The organism is Azospira sp. MPR-LB4 (assembly GCF_058809525.1).
The window spans coordinates 2,417,759-2,434,663 of record NZ_CM179521.1; the positions used below are offsets into that span (position 1 = coordinate 2,417,759).

At 60.9% G+C, this 16,905-nt stretch carries 15 protein-coding genes; 5 read left to right on the plus strand and 10 right to left on the minus strand.

The window, feature by feature from the left end; translation table 11 throughout:
- Positions 1 to 12 precede the first annotated feature (12 nt).
- From AC3QLZ_RS11415 to AC3QLZ_RS11430, 4 genes are all read right to left on the minus strand, one after another.
- Complete coding sequence (locus AC3QLZ_RS11415; RefSeq protein WP_014236002.1) at positions 13 to 351, minus strand: P-II family nitrogen regulator; 339 nt, start codon at positions 349 to 351, stop codon at positions 13 to 15.
- Positions 352 to 369: 18 nt separating this feature from the next.
- A complete protein-coding gene (locus AC3QLZ_RS11420; protein WP_014236003.1) occupies positions 370 to 3,480 on the minus strand; it encodes an efflux RND transporter permease subunit in 3,111 nt (1,036 codons plus the stop codon).
- Positions 3,481 to 3,597: 117 nt separating this feature from the next.
- Positions 3,598 to 4,785: an efflux RND transporter periplasmic adaptor subunit gene (locus AC3QLZ_RS11425; RefSeq protein ID WP_014236004.1), complete on the minus strand. Its 1,188-nt coding sequence runs from the start codon at positions 4,783 to 4,785 to the stop codon at positions 3,598 to 3,600.
- A complete protein-coding gene (locus tag AC3QLZ_RS11430) occupies positions 4,785 to 6,032 on the minus strand; it encodes a TolC family protein (RefSeq protein ID WP_014236005.1) in 1,248 nt (415 codons plus the stop codon). The genes AC3QLZ_RS11425 and AC3QLZ_RS11430 overlap by 1 nt, the downstream gene beginning before the upstream one ends.
- A gap of 327 nt (positions 6,033 to 6,359) precedes the next feature.
- Between AC3QLZ_RS11430 and AC3QLZ_RS11435 the strand changes: the two genes are divergently transcribed.
- The 5 genes from AC3QLZ_RS11435 to lipA all read left to right on the plus strand — a co-directional run bounded on the left by AC3QLZ_RS11435 (position 6,360) and on the right by lipA (position 10,328).
- Positions 6,360 to 7,529, plus strand: coding sequence for a D-alanyl-D-alanine carboxypeptidase family protein (locus AC3QLZ_RS11435; RefSeq protein ID WP_014236006.1), 1,170 nt, complete (start codon positions 6,360 to 6,362; stop codon positions 7,527 to 7,529).
- Positions 7,530 to 7,556: 27 nt separating this feature from the next.
- On the plus strand, positions 7,557 to 8,420 hold the full coding sequence (locus AC3QLZ_RS11440; RefSeq protein WP_014236007.1) for a D-amino acid aminotransferase: 864 nt from the start codon (positions 7,557 to 7,559) through the stop codon (positions 8,418 to 8,420).
- Positions 8,421 to 8,443: 23 nt separating this feature from the next.
- Positions 8,444 to 8,743 carry an HP0495 family protein gene (locus tag AC3QLZ_RS11445; RefSeq protein ID WP_014236008.1) on the plus strand — a complete coding sequence of 100 codons (300 nt, stop codon included), beginning with the start codon at positions 8,444 to 8,446 and terminating at the stop codon, positions 8,741 to 8,743.
- Between the two features lie 83 nt (positions 8,744 to 8,826).
- A complete protein-coding gene (gene lipB, locus AC3QLZ_RS11450) occupies positions 8,827 to 9,384 on the plus strand; it encodes a lipoyl(octanoyl) transferase LipB (protein ID WP_050804343.1) in 558 nt (185 codons plus the stop codon).
- Positions 9,381 to 10,328, plus strand: a complete 948-nt coding sequence (lipA, locus tag AC3QLZ_RS11455) for a lipoyl synthase (protein ID WP_014236010.1) — start codon at positions 9,381 to 9,383, stop codon at positions 10,326 to 10,328. Before lipB ends, lipA begins: the two co-directional genes overlap by 4 nt.
- A gap of 392 nt (positions 10,329 to 10,720) precedes the next feature.
- On the opposite strand, the gene AC3QLZ_RS11460 is transcribed toward lipA, so the two are convergent.
- The 6 genes from AC3QLZ_RS11460 to AC3QLZ_RS11485 form a co-directional block, all read right to left on the minus strand.
- The gene (locus AC3QLZ_RS11460) at positions 10,721 to 11,542 is read right to left on the minus strand and encodes a hypothetical protein (RefSeq protein WP_014236011.1); all 822 of its coding nucleotides are present in this window, start codon (positions 11,540 to 11,542) and stop codon (positions 10,721 to 10,723) included.
- Between the two features lie 309 nt (positions 11,543 to 11,851).
- Positions 11,852 to 12,064 carry a KTSC domain-containing protein gene (locus tag AC3QLZ_RS11465; protein ID WP_014236012.1) on the minus strand — a complete coding sequence of 71 codons (213 nt, stop codon included), beginning with the start codon at positions 12,062 to 12,064 and terminating at the stop codon, positions 11,852 to 11,854.
- The gene (locus AC3QLZ_RS11470) at positions 12,064 to 13,893 is read right to left on the minus strand and encodes an ATP-binding protein (RefSeq protein WP_014236013.1); all 1,830 of its coding nucleotides are present in this window, start codon (positions 13,891 to 13,893) and stop codon (positions 12,064 to 12,066) included. Before AC3QLZ_RS11470 ends, AC3QLZ_RS11465 begins: the two co-directional genes overlap by 1 nt.
- On the minus strand, positions 13,890 to 15,146 hold the full coding sequence (locus tag AC3QLZ_RS11475; protein WP_014236014.1) for an SIR2 family NAD-dependent protein deacylase: 1,257 nt from the start codon (positions 15,144 to 15,146) through the stop codon (positions 13,890 to 13,892). The genes AC3QLZ_RS11470 and AC3QLZ_RS11475 overlap by 4 nt, the downstream gene beginning before the upstream one ends.
- A 34-nt stretch (positions 15,147 to 15,180) precedes the next feature.
- Entirely contained in the window at positions 15,181 to 16,023 is an 843-nt protein-coding gene (locus AC3QLZ_RS11480) for a hypothetical protein (protein ID WP_157870579.1), read from the minus strand.
- Complete coding sequence (locus AC3QLZ_RS11485) at positions 16,020 to 16,721, minus strand: caspase family protein (protein WP_014236016.1); 702 nt, start codon at positions 16,719 to 16,721, stop codon at positions 16,020 to 16,022. The genes AC3QLZ_RS11480 and AC3QLZ_RS11485 overlap by 4 nt, the downstream gene beginning before the upstream one ends.
- Between the last annotated feature and the right edge of the window lie 184 nt (positions 16,722 to 16,905).

A 16,905-nucleotide genomic window follows, 5' to 3' on the forward strand; every position in this document is an offset into this window, starting at 1 on the left:
CCGGCGCCGGGTTCAGATGGAATCCTTGCCCGGCATGGTCTTGAAGATGAAGGCGGCCCGGTCCACCGGCGTCACCCACACCAGGCCGTCGCCGATCTGGCCGGTCTGGGAGACGGCGATGATGCGGTCCACGATCACCGTGGCCAGGTCGTCGTCGGCGATGATCTCGATGCGCACCTTGGGGGTGTAGTCGGTCAGCTCTTCCTTGATGTTGTGCGGCACGTGGCGGGAGGGCGCGCTGCAGCCCTCCGCCTTGCTCACCGTCATGCCGGGAAAGCCCGGGATGTCCCGCAGGGCCTCGCGCAGGGCGGGCAGCTTGTTGGGGCGCACTACGGCCTTGATTTCCTTCATCGGTGCGTCTCCTTACAGTTAGGCTTCCACCGGTTCTTCGTCGAACCAGCGGTAGAGGGTGGGCAACACCACCAGGGTCAGCAGGGTGCAGGTGATGAGGCCGCCGATGACCACGATGGCCAGGGGGCGCTGCACTTCGGAACCGGGGCCGGTGGCGAAGAGGAAGGGAATGAGGCCGAGCATGGCCACCGTCGCCGTCATCATCACCGGGCGGAAGCGCAGGATGGCGCCCTTGGTCACCGCTTCGTCAAGGCTGGCGCCTTCCTGGCGCAGGCTGCGGATATAGGATACCAGCACCACCCCGTTGAGCACGGCGATGCCCCACAGGGCGATGAAGCCCACCGAGGCCGGCACCGAGAGGTACTCGCCGGTCACCGCCAGGCCGATGATGCCGCCGATGGAGGCGAAGGGCAGCACCAGGATGATGAGGCTGGCCATGCGCAGCGAATTGAAGAGCAGGAACAGCAGGAAGAAGATGGCGCCGATGGTGATGGGGATGATGATGGTGAGGTGCCCCAGGGCCCGCTCCATGTTCTGGAACTGGCCGCCCCACTCCAGGTAGTAGCCTTCCGGCAGCTTGATCTTCTCTGCCACCTTCTGCTGCAGTTCGGCGACGAAGCTGCCCAGGTCCCGGTCCTTCACGTTCACGCCGACCACGATGCGGCGCTTGGCCGTCTCCCGGCTGATCTGGGCCGGACCGTCGGCCAGGCGGATCTCCGCCAGGGCTTCCAGGGGCACCTGGGCGCCGCCGGGGGCGCTGACCAGGATGTGGCGGATGGCCTCCACGTCGTTGCGGAATTCCTTGGGCAGGCGCACGGTGGCGGAGAAGCGGCGTTCGCCTTCATAGACGTCGGTGGCCACCTTGCCGCCGATGGCGGTCTCGATCACGTCGTGCACGTCGGCGGCGTTGAGGCCGAGACGGGCGATGGCCTGGCGGTCGATCTCGATGATCAGGTACTGCTGGCCGGAGATGCGCTCCACCCGCATGTCCTGGGCGCCCTGGATGGACTGGGCCACCTTGGCGATTTCCTCGGCCTTTTTCTTCAGGGTGTCCAGATCGTCGCCGAAAACCTTCACGGCGATATCGGAACGGACCCCGGTGACCATTTCGTCCACCCGGTCGGAGATGGGCTGGGCCATGACGATCTGCACCCCGGGCAGGGCCTTCAGCTTGTCGCGCATGGCCTCGGCGATGTCGTCCTGGTTCCAGCCGGAGGGCCACTCGCTGCGCGGCTTGAGGCTGACGATGGGGGTGGATTCGTTGGGGCCCTGGGGGTCGGCCGGGGATTCGCCGCGGCCGACGCCGGAGACGGCGGATTTGACCCCCGGCACTTCCATCACCAGCTTCATGGCCTGCATTTCCATCTTGATGGATTCATCCAGGGAAATGTTGGGCACCCGGTTGATGCCCGGCACCACGGAACCTTCCTTCATCTCCGGGATGAAGGCGGTGCCGAGGAAAGGCAGGATGGCCAGGGTGGCGACGAAGACGCCGACGCACAGGGTCACCGTCTTCCTGCCGTTGGCCAGGGACCAGTTGAGCATCTTCAGGTAGGGCTTCTTCATGGCGGCGATGGCCCGGGTGTCGTGGTCGCCCTGGCCCGGCGGCACCTTCAGCAGGTAAGAGCAGAGCACCGGCGACAGGGTCAGGGACAGCACCAGGGAGACAGCCAGGGCGATGGCGATGGTGTAGGCGAGGGGGGCGAACATCTTGCCCTCCATGCCCTGCAGGGTCATCAGGGGCAGGAACACCAGGATGATGATGCCGACGCCGAAGATCACCGGCGTCGCCACTTCCTTGACCGCGTTGAAGATGATGCGGATGCGCGATTCCCCCGTCTCCGCCTTGCGTCCCAGGTAGGCGAAGGCGTTCTCCACCACCACCACCGAGCCGTCCACCATGAGGCCGATGGCGATGGCCAGGCCCCCCAGGGACATCAGGTTGGCCGAGAGGTTGATCTGGTTCATGGCCATGAAGGTGAGCAGGGGCGTCAGCACCAGGGTGGCGACGACGATGATGGAGGAGCGCAGGTCGCCGAGGAACAGCAGTAGCACCACCACCACCAGGAAGACACCTTCGATCAGCACCTTGGTCACGGTCCACAGGGCCGCATCCACCAGCTCGGAGCGGTCGTAGTAGGGCACGATCTTGAGGCCGCCGGGCAGCATGTCCTTGTCGTTGATCTCCTTCACCCGCTCCTGGATGCGGCCGACGATCTGCTTGGCGTTGCCGCCGGCCAGCATCATCACCACGCCGCCCACGGATTCGGTGACGCCGTTCTTCACCAGGGCGCCCTCGCGCACCGCGTGGCCCAGGTCCACCGTGGCCACGTCGCGGATGTACACCGGCACCCCGTCCCGCTCCTTCAGCACGATGGAGCGGATGTCGTCCAGGTCCCGCACCAGGCCCACGCCGCGGATCAGGTACTGCTCGGCGTAGTGGGGCAGCACGCCGCCGCCGGAGTTGGCGTTGTTGCGGCCCACGGCCTGGTACACGTCGGCCACGGTGAGCTTGAAGTGGCGCAGCTTGTCCGGGTTCACCAGCACCTGGTACTGCTTGACGAAGCCACCCTGGGAGTTGATTTCGGCGACGCCGGAAATGGAGCGCAGCAGGGGGCGCACCACCCAGTCCTGGGCGACGCGGCGCTGGGTCAGCTCCTCCGGGGTCAGGGCCCGCTCGCCGTCGTCGGGCCGCTCCAAGGTGTACTGGTAGATCTCGCCGAGGCCGGTGGAAACGGGGCCGAGTACCGGGGTGATGCCCTCGGGCAGGCGCGAACCCACTTCCAGCAGGCGTTCCATGACCAGCTGGCGGGCGAAGTAGACGTTGGTGCTGTCGGTGAACACCAGGGTGATGAGGGAGAGGCCCGGCTTGTTCAGGGAACGCATCTCCGTCAGGCCGGGCAGGCCGGTCATGGCGATTTCCAGGGGCACCGTGGCGAAGCGCTCCACCTCCTCCGGCGAGCGGCCGGGGGCCTCGGTGGCGATCTGCACCTGGATGTTGGTGACGTCGGGGAAGGCATCCACCGACAGCTTGCGCGCGGCGTTGAGGCCGAACACCAGCAGGGCGACGGCGATGACGACGACGATCAGGCGTTGTTTGAGGGCGGCGCGAATCAGGGATTCGATCATGACATTCCTTCGATGCCCGGAAAGGCAATCAGCAAGCCACTCTCCAGCATATGTATGTGAAGAGTGGCGTCTTTACTGCGTTGTGGCGATGCTGCCTGTGAAAACCGGAGCCGGGGCTCAGCTGCCCTCCAGCTCCTTGCGCTTGCGTTCGTTGTTGAGGTGGAAGGCGCCTTCCACCACCACCACTTCGCCTTCCTTGAGGCCGGACTGCACCGGCCGCACGCCGCCGGCTTCGGCGCCGAGGATGACCGGGGTCAGGCGGTACTGGCCGGGAGCGACCTGGACGAAGACGTGCTCGTTGTTGTCCTCCCGCACCACGGCGGCGGCGGGCACGGCCAGCTTGGGCATGGCCTTGCCGGCGATGAGCATGGTGGCCAGCATGGCCGGCTTGAGGCGGCGGTCCGGGTTTTCCACTTCGGTGCGCACCAGAACGGTGCGGGTTTCCGGGTTGAGGGTGTCGCTGATGTAGATCAGCCGGCCGGTGAGCTTTTCGCCGGCCAGGGAGGGAATGTCCAGTTCCACCGACTGGCCGGTGCGCACCAGGGCGGCCTGCTGTTCCGGCACGTCGGCCACGGCCCACAGGCGGGAAAGGTCGGCCACGGTGAACAGGGCGTCGGCCGGTTCCACCACCTGGCCCTGGGTCACCTTGCGTTCCACCAGGGTGCCGGGAATGCTGGCCACCACCGGGGTGAGGGAGTTGATGGTGCCGCGGCTGGCGAGGGAGGCGATGTCCCGGGGCGCCATGCCCAGCACCCGCAGCTGGTCTTCCGCCGCCTGGCGTTCGGCCTGGGTCACGGCGGCTTCGCTTTCCCGGCGCTGCAGTTCGGCCTTGCCGATGACGTCGGCGGCGAAGAGGTGCTGGGCCCGCTCCACGTTGTTCCGTTCCAGGCTGGCCCGGGCGTTGGCCTTGAGGAAGGTCAGCTGGGCTTCGCCGAGGACGGTGGAGTTGATGATGGCCAGGGGTTCGCCGGCCTTCACCTCATGGCCGAGCTGGCCGCTGATCTGGGTGACGCGGCCGGTGACGGTGGCGCCGATGCGGGCGATGCGCTGCTCGTCGAAGTCCAGGCGGCCGGCCACGCGCAGAGTCTCGCTGACCGGCACGCTGCCCACCGGCGCCAGCTTCAGCTGGGCCTGCAGGGCTTCCGGCGCGGTCACCAGATTGGGGTCGGTGGGGGCGGCGGCGACCGGGGCCGGCTCCTTGCCGCAGGCCGTCAGCAGGCTGACGCCGGCGGCCAGGAGCAGGGCGGTGAAGGCGGGGGCGAGGCGGCGCGCGCTATGCGGGGATTGGGGGGCGGGGGCGGACATCAGTGCTTTTCCTCTTGGGCGGGAGCGGTCAGGGCGCCGGTGAGACGTTCGATGTCCACGGCGGCGGCCCGCAGTTCATAGCGGGCGGCGATCAGTTCGTTACGGGCGGCCCGGTACACCCGCTGGGCGTCCAGGTAGTCGAGAATGCCGCGCTCGCCGAAGCGGTAGGCCGATTCGGCCACCTTGAGGGCGGCTTCGGCCTGGCGCACGATGCCCTGCTCCAGGGCATTGACCTGGGCGGCGGCGATCTGGTGCTGCTGGTAGGCGTTTTCCAGGGCCTGGCCGAGACCGAATTCCATCTGCTCGAGCAGGTTGCGGGCCCGGGAAAGATTGGCGCTGGCCTCGCCCACGGGGCCGGAGCGGCGGTCCCACAGGGGAATGGTGACGGCGATGCCGACGCGGGAGGTTTTCAGGTCCGGCTCTTCGTCGCTGCTGGCCTTGAGCGCCACTTCCGGGGTGCGCATGCGGCGCTGCAGGTCCAGCTGGTGTTCGGCCTGGGTCAACTGGGCCCGGGCCTGGGCCAGGTCCGGGCTGCGCTGCAGCAGGGTCTGGCGCAGTTCGGGCAGGCTGCCCACGTTGAGGGGCAGCTGGGTGGTGGCCGGCACTTCGAAGTCCGCCGGCAGGCCGGTGCCCACGTTGCGGCGCAGGGCGGCCTTGGCCTGGGTCAGGCGCAGCAGGGTGCTCTGGGTCACTTTCTGGGCATTGAGCAGTTCCGCATCGGCCTTGATCAGTTCGTAGCGGGGCGCCTCGCCGACGCCGACTCGCACGCTGACCCGGGTGCGGATGGCTTCCATGAGGGCCTGGTCTTCCTGGGCCGCCTTCAGCTCGGCCTGGCGCCGCAGCACCTCGTAGTAGCCCAGCTTCACGCTGGCCAGCACCTCATGCTCGTAGCCCCGGCCGGCGGCGCTGGTGGCTTCCAGGTTGGCGCTGGCGGCGTCGATGCGGGCCGAACGCACCCAGGGCAGGTCCAGGCGCTGGGTGAAGGTCATGGTCTTGACGTTGCCGGGATTGGCACCCGCTACCCGGGCCTTGGCGTCGCCGCTCTGGTATTCGATCTCCGGGTTGGGGAAGGCGCCGGCGGTGGTGATGCCGGAGCGGGCCGCCTCCACCGCGTCGCGGGAGGCCTGCAGGCCCCGGTTGCCGGAGCGGGCCAGTTCCAGCAACTGGTCGAGGGAATAGACGTCGGCCAGGGCGCTGCCGCACAGCAGCAGTCCCAGCAGGGAGAGGAGAGCGATCTTGGTTTTCATGGGGTTGTCTCAGCAAAGGCCATGCCACAGGGCACAACCATGCCCCGGGCGCGCTCCGTAGGAGCGTAACCGATCCAGGACTTCTCAGGGAATGCCGTCAGGATGCGGCGATGGGGGGCGAATCCGCCGGGGTGTCACGCCAGGGTCAGAAACCTGACCGAAAACTGACACGGGCGAGTATAACGCACCGCCCAGGTGCATCGTGTCAGTGAGTTCACTTACTGCGGCAAGTCCCTAAGATCGGCAGGTTACGGCCGGTCCCGGCCGGAAGGGCCTGCCCGGCTGCGCTATAATCAAGCGCTTTTCTCCCGCTGGAGCCTGACCGGCATGTCTGACCGAATTTCCCGCCGCTTCTCTTCCGTTTTCCGTGCATCCGTCCTCGCCGGCTGCGCTTCCCTGCTGCTGGCCGGCCCCGCCGGCGCCCAGCAGATGCCCCCGGCTCCCGGCATCGCCGCCAAGGCCTGGCTGCTGGTGGAATTCGGCTCCGGCCAGACCCTGGTGGCCGAAAACGCCGACCAGCGCGTCGATCCCGCCTCCCTGACCAAGCTGATGACGGCCTACCTGACCTTCTCCGCCCTCAAGCAGGGCGTGCTGAAGCTGGACCAGGGCGTGCCCGTCACCGAGAAGGCCTGGCGCACCGGCGGCTCCAAGATGTTCATCAAGGTGGGCACCCAGGTGCCGGTGGAAGACCTGATCAAGGGCATGATCGTGCAGTCCGGCAACGACGCCTGCGTCGCCCTGGCCGAGGCCATCGCCGGCTCCGAGGAGCGCTTCGCCCAGATGATGAACCAGGAGGCGGCCCGCCTGGGGATGAAGAACACCCACTACATGAACGCCACCGGCCTGCCCGACCCGGAGCACTACGCCACCGCCCGGGACCTGGCCACCCTGACCACCGCCATCATCCGCGACTTCCCCACGGAGTACGCCAAGTACTACTCCATGAAGGAATTCCGCTACAACAACATCACCCAGCCCAACCGCAACCGCCTGCTGTGGGCCGATCCCACAGTGGACGGGGTGAAGACCGGCCACACCGAATCCGCCGGCTACTGCCTCATCTCCTCCTCCAAGCGCGGGCCCCGGCGCCTGCTCTCCGTCCTGCTCGGCGCCGAGAGCGACGGCATGCGCGCCCAGGAATCCCTCAAGCTGCTCAACCACGGATTCCAGTATTACGACGCCGTCTCCCTGTACACCAAGAACCAGACCGTGTCCGAGCTGAAGGTGTTCAAGGGCAAGGACAACACCGTCCGCGCCGGCTTCCAGAACGACTTCATCCTGGCCGTGCCCAAGGGCTACTCGAGCCGGATCCAGGCCCAGCTGGAATCGAAGCAGCCCCTGGTGGCTCCGGTGAGCCAGGGCCAGGTCATCGGCACCATGAAGGTCAGCCTGGACGGCAAGCCCTACGGCGAATACCCGGTGGTGGCCCTGGACGCCGTGCCCGTGGCCGGCATCCTGGGGCGCGGCATCGACAGCATCAAGCTGTGGTTCAAATAAACCGCTCCCCTAGCTGACGGAGGGAACATGCTGGCCTACCTCAACGGTAACTACCTGCCTCTGGACGAGGCCCGCATTTCCCCCATGGACCGGGGCTTCCTCTTCGGCGACGGCGCCTACGAGGTGATCCCGGTCTATTCCCGTCGCCCTTTCCGCCTGCAGCAGCACCTGGAGCGCCTGGAGCGCACCCTGGCCGCCCTGCAGCTGGCCAATCCCCTCTCCAAGGAGCAGTGGGCGGAGGTGGTGCAGCGTCTGGTCGATGACCACGGCAGCGAGGACCTGGGCGTCTACCTGCAGGTGACCCGGGGTGCCGCCCCGGTGCGGGACCAGGCCTTCCCCAGGCCGGCCGTGGCCCCCACCGTCTTCGCCTACGCCGACCGCCTGCCGACGCCATCCGCCGAACTGCTGGCCACGGGGGGCACCGCCCTCACCGCCGAGGACTTCCGCTGGCTGCGCTGCGACCTGAAGACCGTCTCCCTGGTGGCCAACGTGCTGCTGCGCCAGCTTTCCGCCGCCGCCGGCTGTACGGAGACCATCCTGCTGCGGGACGGCCTGGTCATGGAAGGCTCCGCCTCCAACGTGCTGGTGGTGCAGGACGGGGTGATCCTGGCGCCGCCCAAGAGCAATCTGATCCTGCCCGGCGTCACCTATGACGTGGTGCTGGAACTGGCGGCGGCCAACGGCATTCCAACCCAGGTACGTCCGGTGGCAGAAGCGGAACTCCGCAGCGCCGACGAGGTCTGGGTCACATCCTCCACCAAGGAAGTGCTGCCCATCACCCGCATCGACGACGCCCCCGTGGCCGACGGCAGGCCCGGCCCCCTGGCCGCCCGCATGAATGCGCTGTACCAGGACTTCAAGAATCAGGTGATGCGCCGCGCCGACGCCTGAGCCGAATCGAGCAAGAGAACACCATGAGCCAGACCCCAGCCAATCCCGACAATCCCCAAAGCCGGCAGGAAACCCTGCTCGAATTCCCCTGCGCCTTCCCCCTCAAGATCATGGGCAAGATGGAAGTGGATTTCGCCCAGACCATCCTCACCGTGGTGCAGAAGCACGATCCGGAATTCGACGGCGCCTCCATGGAAATGCGTCCCTCCAGCAAGGGCACCTACATCTCCCTGACCTGCACCGTCACCGCCACCTCCAAGGAGCAGCTGGACAACCTGTATCGGGAACTGTCCGGCCACCCCCTGGTGAAGGTGGTGCTGTAAGCGGCGGCGGACGGACCTAAGTGATTTCCCCGCTGGTCATCCGCGAACTGGGTCGGGCAGACTACGTGCCCACCTGGGAGGCGATGCAGGCCTTCACCGCCGCCCGCACCCCGGAAACCCCGGACGAGCTGTGGCAGGTGGAGCACCCGCCGGTCTACACCCTGGGCCAGGCGGGCAAGCCGGAACACGTGCTGCGGGACATCGGCATTCCCCTGGTGAAGATCGACCGGGGCGGCCAGGTCACCTACCACGGCCCCGGCCAGGCGGTGGTGTACCTGCTGCTGGACCTGCCCCGGCGCAACCTCAAGGTGCGGGAACTGGTGAACCGCATCGAGCAGGCGGTGATCGACCTGCTGGCCGAATACGGCGTCAATGCCGAGCGCCACGACGGCGCCCCCGGCGTGTACGTGGGCCCGGCCAAGGTGGCTGCCCTGGGCCTGCGCATCCGCAACGGCCGCAGCTACCACGGCGTCAGCCTCAATGTGGACATGGACCTGTCGCCCTTCCAGGCCATCAACCCTTGCGGGTATGCCGGCATGCCGGTGACCCAACTGAAGGACCTGGGCGTGGCCCGGACCCTGTCACAAGCAACGGCGGACCTTACCCGGCATCTCGTGGCACAACTGGAGAAGACTCAATGAGCAGCGAACGCGGCGTCAAGCAAAAAGGCGAACTGAAGACCGCCCGGATTCCCATCAAGATCGTGCCGGTCGAAGAGACGCTGAAAAAGCCCAGCTGGATTCGCGTCAAGGCCGGCAACGACGCCGGCCGCTTCGGCGAGATCAAGCAGCTGCTGCGGGAACAGAAGCTGCACACCGTGTGCGAAGAGGCCGCCTGCCCCAACATCGGCGAATGCTTCGGCCGGGGCACCGCCACCTTCATGATCCTGGGCGACATCTGCACCCGCCGCTGCCCCTTCTGCGACGTGGGCCACGGCAAGCCCCTGCCCCCCGATCCCCTGGAGCCGGCCCACTTGGCCGAATCCGTCTCCAAGCTCAAGCTCAAGTACGTGGTCATCACCAGCGTGGACCGGGACGACCTGCGGGACGGCGGCGCCCAGCACTTCGTGGATGTCATCAAGGCGGTGCGCGAATCCTCCCCCAAGACCACCATCGAGACCCTGGTGCCCGACTTCCGCGGCCGCCTGGAAGTGGCGGTGGACGTGCTCGGTCAGGGCCTGCCCGACGTGCTCAACCACAACCTGGAAACCGTGCCCCGCCTCTACAAGCAGGCCCGTCCCGGCGCCGATTACGAACACTCCCTGCAGTTCCTCAAGCAGTTCAAGGCCCGCTATCCCCAGGTGCCCACCAAGTCCGGCCTGATGGTGGGCCTGGGCGAGACCGATGAGGAAATCCTCGAAGTCATGCGCGACCTGCGGGCCCACGACGTGGAACTGCTGACCATCGGCCAGTATCTGGCCCCCTCCAACCACCACCTGCCGGTGCAGCGCTACGTCCATCCCGACGTGTTCAAGATGTACGAGGAAAAAGCCAAGGAAATGGGCTTTTCCGGGGCCGCCTGCGGCGCCATGGTGCGCAGCTCCTACTGGGCGGACCAGCAGGCCCATACTGCCGGTGTGGTGTAAATTCCATCAATATTTTGGACTGAACATTGATGATTTGGAACTTATAGCGGTATTTTGGACTACGCAGTTTAATACTACCGCTATAGAGGTTATTTCTAAGTTTAGCCACTCCGAAAGGAGTGGCTTTTTTATTGCCAATTATTAGGAGTTATAAATGACAGAAATTGCTTCTTTGAAGCTCTCAGACATATACGCTCAAAAACTGGTAGAGTCTGAAGAGCTATATTGTGTTGCCGACAGCGAAATCGATCCGGAACGCCGGCGACGCCTCCGTGAAAGCGCCGGGGCCCGTGAAGTTGAGGCCACTTGGATAGCTCACTGCATAGCTCTTTTCAGTGACCTTCCTCTATCGGTCGCAGTAGCCATGCTGACTGACCCCGCCAATTTCCAGATTAAAGATCGTCTGTGCTGTGGCGAGAATCCGTGGCTAAGGGGTCTTGAGATGCTTGCGGCGCTTTCTTCGACCTCAGCCGTTCCACATCTGCGTCAATCTCAATCTGTAGGCGCATAGCGGTAGTAATGTCTTTGCGTTCGGTACCGCCCTTCCATACGCTACCTTCGTAGATATAGTACAGGGGAATGATCTCCCCGGTTTTATCGTTCACTTTTAGAAAATAGCTATTAATGCCATTGCGCAGGACGTCAAAAAAAACTATCAACGGAGTTCGCTGACTGAGGTCCCTCATGGCGTTAAAGGAAGGTTCATCAGGGAAGTGTGTATTGATTACCTCAATTGCCACCCAAGGCCGAAATATTGACATTGCCAAGATTGGTGACTGGCTAAATAGGTCATGTCGAACAATAAGATCAGGCGAACAAATTCGATGAACCTCTTTACCCCAAAGATACTTCTCTAATATAAAGCGTGGCTCTCTTTCCAATACGCCATCTACAAATCTCCCAATCACAACAGTCCAAGTATTTTTCCCGGCCAGCATCTTAAGCAAATTGTCGACCCACGTATCATGCAAAGGGTTGGTCTCTCTAATAGAGACTCCACGCTTAGGGGCAGGATCAGGAGCATAAAAGTGTGAGCGCTTGTTGATATCCTTTGGAACACGCGGCCTTAATCTCTCTTGCTCTTCTTGGTCCGTAAGAAACACTGTTTTGGCGAGTTCAAGCGTATTCTTATCTCTCAAATCTTTTGCTTGGATGCAATGGCGTTGTCCATTGGCAAAATAGAACGCCTCCTCGTGCTCAAGTTTCCGTGGCATCGTTATTCCTTGGTAACTTCCTGCTTCACATTGAATGGTCAAGTGATTGACTAATCACTCACGCTTGCGTTTTGCCTTATCCCAAGTAGCTGGTCGATGCGTAATTGGCTCAAAAGCAGGTAACAGAGCAGAGTAGTCGTCCGGTGGGGCTATTCACGGGCAATATCTCAGCCAAAGTGGTCCGTAGGTGCGTGAATCGCTAACGGCTGCATTCCATCCAACGCCGACTGCCGGGCTCTTAGAAAGCGGCCTTTCAGAACACGGGGCGATGAGCCAGATTGCTGCAATACAAGCCTGACCCTGACCTCCTTATCCAATGCGCGAGTATGGGTAGGCGTTCTTGATCTGGTAATGCAAGAACTGTCCCTTCGAACTGGCCTGCATGAGCCCATCCACAAGCCCTTGCGGCACGTTGTAATACTGATAGATTCCCCCAGATTTGAACTCTACTTCGAGCGTCTGAGATGGTTCGTCGTAGCCAATTGTTACAATTGTGGAAGACGCAACAGGTTCTCTGTTCATTATTCACCCCCCTCTGTTTCTACCTCGTCAATCACTGGAATTCGGACGATTCCAACTTCCTTTGCTACCGCAAAAGTTCTCTGTGCTCGCCAAGATGCCACTACTCTGTCATAACCCTCAGCAACACGCTTATTTGCCCACGCCTCGGAAACCTTTGGATCGGAGCTCTTGGGACGGTGCTCAGGATTTGGAAGCGTGACCCGGCATCGAACCGGCAGTTTGGCTGCTTCACCCGCCACGATTGCTTCCCCCGTACGAAGTACAGGCAAAAGGTCGACAAGACCGCCAAGGTTGTCAGGCAGCGCTCCCCTAACACGGGCGCGGTCCTCCGGATTCGATAGTCGCAAAGCGAAGATCGTCCCGCACTGGGAAAGGATCGTTTCATCTACTTCGGCTGGACGTTGGGAGACGACCATCGCACCAACGCCGTACTTGCGACCTTCCTTAGCAATCCTTTTGACTACATCGGCGGCAGGGCCATCGTCCCTCGCACCAGAAAGATAACGATGGGCTTCTTCCATTACGACGAGAAGGGGCCGGTGTATCCCTCCCTCAGTCTTTTCGCGGCTCCAATAAAGCGCTTCATAGACAATTTTGAGGATTGAGCCAACGAGCGTTGTGAGAACCGAACTTGGAACGCCTGAAAGGTCGAGGATCGTTACGGGTTTTTCGTGCCCCAACCAGTCATCCAACAACTTATCAAGATCATGCTGAACAGTTCCATCCAGCGAGGGCTCCCACGAACCAGGATGCAGAATGAAATCGAAGCGATGATCCAGTAGGCGTGACCGCATCAGGTTTAACTGGCGTCGAATGCCTTTCGCTTGTTGGTTAAGGAACGGTCCAGCTGCCCCCATCGCAGCTGGTGTGTACTTTGGCGGGGTAAGCGTTTCAGCATTGCCGGCCTGCTCCAATGCAGGTTGATCTCGCTGAGGTCCGTTTAGTGTTCTAGTCTCGAAATCAATCAAGTCATACCAACATTGCTTGAGGCTGAATGGTACGGGACTATCCACTGTGAGCGATTGGGGATCCAAACCAGGCAAGGCTTTCGTGGCCAACACCTCCGCCTTCATTTCCTGAATCTTGTCGGAGAACGCAATCTCTTGGTTCTCAGTTAGACCGCCTGCCACAAAGTCCAAAAGATCTTTTGATTGGAGAGCCCAGTAAGGAACGAACAGAGGACGCTCACCTGGTTGAGGGGTAGCACTATAGACTCTCGCGAAATCCGCTAGTGCGTGTGTGTACTCGCCGTGAAGATCTAGCAGGAGAATGCGAGATGCAGGCGCTCCTCCAGCTTGGTTCGGGTGAACGATGGAGCGCAACAAGCTTGCCACAGTTGTCGACTTGCCTGAGCCTGTTGAACCCAGTACTGCAGAATGCCGCGTAACCAATGCGTCCAGAGACAGTTTGACGGCGATGCTTTCGGAGCTGGACAGCGTGCCAATAGAAATTTGATCTGGTCCTTCGCGGCCATAGATGCGTTTTAGGTCTGCCTCTGTGACGATATGCACCGCATCGTTGATTGACGGCAGTTGGCTCAGACCGCGCTCAAAGCTCAGACCGAGGGCCTCTCCAGCCAACTCCACTCTCATCCAACGCCCGCCATTAGCCGCCTTCGCGTCGGCCGATGCACCTACTTCGCTAACGATGCCGAAGAGATCCTGATAGCCCTGAGGAATGCGAACGAAACCACCAACCTGCGCAACACGGTACATGTGTCCTTCAATCAGAGCGATACCCGACGCAAGTGACTCAGCAAGGGAAACAGTGACGGTAGGCCCGGAAACAGAAGTAACTAGACCCAAAAATGTCGGATCCTGAGCGCTCACGCTTTTGCCTCTCCTGTATTCTCGGTTGCCGCCGCCGCATAGCTTTCTGGACTCAGGACTGTTGCGGTGGACTCCTGTGCATTTTGGGCGCTCATGTCTGTCGCTTGTGCAAGAGCGCAGAAGCGAGTGAAGAAGGCAAAGTCACCAAGCAGAAAGGCACTTTGTTGCCCAGGTGACCTAGATCCCCAGAACGTCGCGCGGATCTCTTCCCAATTCTTCGGTGGATCCCCTAGGCGCCAAGCTCCCTTTACTCCGCCAACAACCGCGCCATCCTCCGCATATACAGATAAATTTGGCCGATCATACGCGAGCTTGCAGGCTGGCTCCTCGGAGGCAAGAGTCGAGTATTGAAATGCAAGGACGGCGGCATTTGCGTTCATCGCAAGTGCCTCATCCAGAACGGCACAGATATGTGCGTCCCTAAATGAAAATCCTGTAGTAAGTAGCAGGCTATCGGGTGTCAGAAGAAACTGACGTAGACGTTCGAACAGCGCCGAGTACGGTTGTTTCTGTGTCAGCTCATATTTCAAGTGATCTGGATAAACGAGCTGCGCCGCATCACGTCCTCTGCCGCGTACCACGGAGTCTCCCTCGAGTGCCCAACCTAATGATCCGTGCAGTTTCCATAAGCGCGACCACCTAGGCGGTAGATCATCACTGGCAACACTAACGGGGTCAAAGAAGGGCATATGTCCGCCAGTGAAACCATCGAAGTACGAAGCACGAGATCGTTCAAACGCCTCTTCGAATAGCAAGTCGTAGTTTGTGGTGAAGATCTCAACCGGGTGGGTTCGCAAAGTACCGCTGACCCATGAGACCAGTTCTGTGTACGGATTCCGCTCGTTGGGCAACTTAGCCCCAACTACTTCACCGATCCTCTTGCATATCTCGGCCCCCAGCATTCGATAGCCGTCGGAGTCAAGGCCGTGAACCTGGGCTGGCCCTAATGCTTGCTGCAGGAGTCGGATGCGAGTAAGGATAGTTTCAATATTTGCCTCGACTCCGAGTTCTGATCGGATTGCCTCGGCGGCAACTTTCTGCTGACCTGTTAGAGCGTTGATGGCTTGACTTGTCAACGCTTCTACGCCGGGCATTAGGGAATGACCACCTTCGGCGACTAGCTCCCCGGCTCCATTTACCCGAAGAGCCATTGGTGCACCTGCCCCGACCAACAGGCCAATACGTTTGCGTCCTTGCGACAGTACCTGTCGGAGATCCGACATAAAACGGTCAGGATTGTGAAAAGTTTTCAAGCCAACTTCCTCCTCGAGTGCCCTCGGTATCCCTTTAGTGGCGGTCTGCACTGAGTGCGGACCGTTCGATTTTGTCGACTAAGGACGGCACCAAGCGCTCACTTGCACCCGCAGCAATACAAAAGGCGAGCATCATTGCGAGCCGACTGCCTGGAAATTGGACACCTCCCATAATGAGTCCGCCTTGAAAAGACAAGGCTACGAAGAGAGCTCCGATGAGACCCGCTCCGATTCTCGACAGACCTTCAAGCTGATGTATCTGTTGGCCCGCATTTGCATCCATTACGATACGGCTTGCTCTTGTGGTTACAGATAGTAGCGCACCTATAGCACCGCATAGGATGCCTAGAGAAACCTCAAAGGCTGCCCGACCTATAAAAGAAACAGCATAGGCACGCGCCAGCCATAGCAGAACTAAGCCAACAGCGCATGCTCCCGTGACCTTATATGCAGCAGTGAAGTACCACTTCCAGGCTGTTTCCTTGTTGCGAGCAGCAAGTAGGCGGTCTACTTCATCTAATAGCGCAAAACAATCTGATTTCCGATGGTTGCCAAGGCAGCGCGCTAAGCCTTCGGCGATCTGTCGGCGGATATTTCCCAGCGTATTCGGATCCTCAATAAATCCAGATCTCGCTTCAAGAATTGCTACCCTGCTTAGGATTTCGCCAAAATACTCTGGGGCTTGATGTTCGTCAGTGGTGCTCCATTGGATTGAGTGGTCGGAAGCAACGTAGACAAAATACGAGTCGGTGCTCAGGACCAAATCCTGAATGGTCTTGTTTAGCTCTGCGTGGTGGTCACCGTTCTTTAGATGAAAGTGATGCCCTTCAGGCAACTGCTTGCTGGGTACGGCTGCCTCGTTAGTATCTTCGCTCACGGGCGTATCGCAATGACGAGCTGCTGCGCGGTCAAGCATTTCGGAAGGTCTGCTTCGGGAGATTGCCTCTCCTTAGAGTCCCGAATAGTGGCGATACGGGCTTCGGAATGAGCACTTCCAACCGTCTTAAAAAGACTATATGAATCAATCGAGTGCGCTGCTTTAAGGAGGTTCCCCAAATACATGGCACCTTGGGGGGTGTCGTAGGACTTTTCGCCGATAGCACATGAATAAAGTCGTACTTGCTGATGGATCGCCTCCATGATGCGATCTTCATACCTGCGTCGAACCGATACAGATTCGGAAAATGATGCACTTAGTGAATCAAGCGCAATCGATTTGCGTACTGGTTCAACTATGGCCCGGCAACAATCAAAAATTGATAGCTGCCGAGAGCCGATATCGTGAAGTTGTGATTCAGAAATTGTTTCTCCACGACCATTCAGTTCAAGAATGGTCTGACGCGCTTGCCCGCCATGTCCGCTGAAAAGGACGAAGACATAGTCATTGGATTCTCGTCTGATACTGTCGAGCCTACGAAGAAGCTGATCTTTGCTTGGGTCTTCAAAAACCTCAATCTCGTTCGAATACCACCCCCCACCAACAGAACTACACAAAAAATTACCCGTACGTACTAGGTCAGTTTTTACACCCTGAAGGTTATGCGTGTTGCCAATTAGTATCGCTTTTCGCTTCATTTTTCTCCCCTGAAAGAAGTAAATACGCGGTATTCCGCAATAAGCAGCCGTTCGCTCACCGCCTTAAAACGTGACTTCGTCATATCCTATCAGAATCGGTCGCAGGTTTTTATGGATAGCGCCAGTGCTGACATGCGCTGGTTCTCGAGACTAAGGCTGGGGTATTAATCGTTCAACCGCATTC

What these genes read in the sequence shown, in the direction of transcription:
- AC3QLZ_RS11445 (WP_014236008.1), top strand. Translation starts at nt 8,444, where the DNA reads ATGAGCCAGACCCCAGCCAATCCCGACAATCCCCAAAGCCGGCAGGAA.
- AC3QLZ_RS11415 (WP_014236002.1), bottom strand. Translation starts at nt 351, where the DNA reads ATGAAGGAAATCAAGGCCGTAGTGCGCCCCAACAAGCTGCCCGCCCTG.
- AC3QLZ_RS11440 (WP_014236007.1), top strand. Translation starts at nt 7,557, where the DNA reads ATGCTGGCCTACCTCAACGGTAACTACCTGCCTCTGGACGAGGCCCGC.
- AC3QLZ_RS11425 (WP_014236004.1), bottom strand. Translation starts at nt 4,785, where the DNA reads ATGTCCGCCCCCGCCCCCCAATCCCCGCATAGCGCGCGCCGCCTCGCC.
- AC3QLZ_RS11465 (WP_014236012.1), bottom strand. Translation starts at nt 12,064, where the DNA reads ATGAACAGAGAACCTGTTGCGTCTTCCACAATTGTAACAATTGGCTAC.
- AC3QLZ_RS11460 (WP_014236011.1), bottom strand. Translation starts at nt 11,542, where the DNA reads ATGCCACGGAAACTTGAGCACGAGGAGGCGTTCTATTTTGCCAATGGA.
- lipA (WP_014236010.1), top strand. Translation starts at nt 9,381, where the DNA reads ATGAGCAGCGAACGCGGCGTCAAGCAAAAAGGCGAACTGAAGACCGCC.
- AC3QLZ_RS11485 (WP_014236016.1), bottom strand. Translation starts at nt 16,721, where the DNA reads ATGAAGCGAAAAGCGATACTAATTGGCAACACGCATAACCTTCAGGGT.
- AC3QLZ_RS11435 (WP_014236006.1), top strand. Translation starts at nt 6,360, where the DNA reads ATGTCTGACCGAATTTCCCGCCGCTTCTCTTCCGTTTTCCGTGCATCC.
- lipB (WP_050804343.1), top strand. Translation starts at nt 8,827, where the DNA reads ATGCAGGCCTTCACCGCCGCCCGCACCCCGGAAACCCCGGACGAGCTG.
- AC3QLZ_RS11420 (WP_014236003.1), bottom strand. Translation starts at nt 3,480, where the DNA reads ATGATCGAATCCCTGATTCGCGCCGCCCTCAAACAACGCCTGATCGTC.
- AC3QLZ_RS11430 (WP_014236005.1), bottom strand. Translation starts at nt 6,032, where the DNA reads ATGAAAACCAAGATCGCTCTCCTCTCCCTGCTGGGACTGCTGCTGTGC.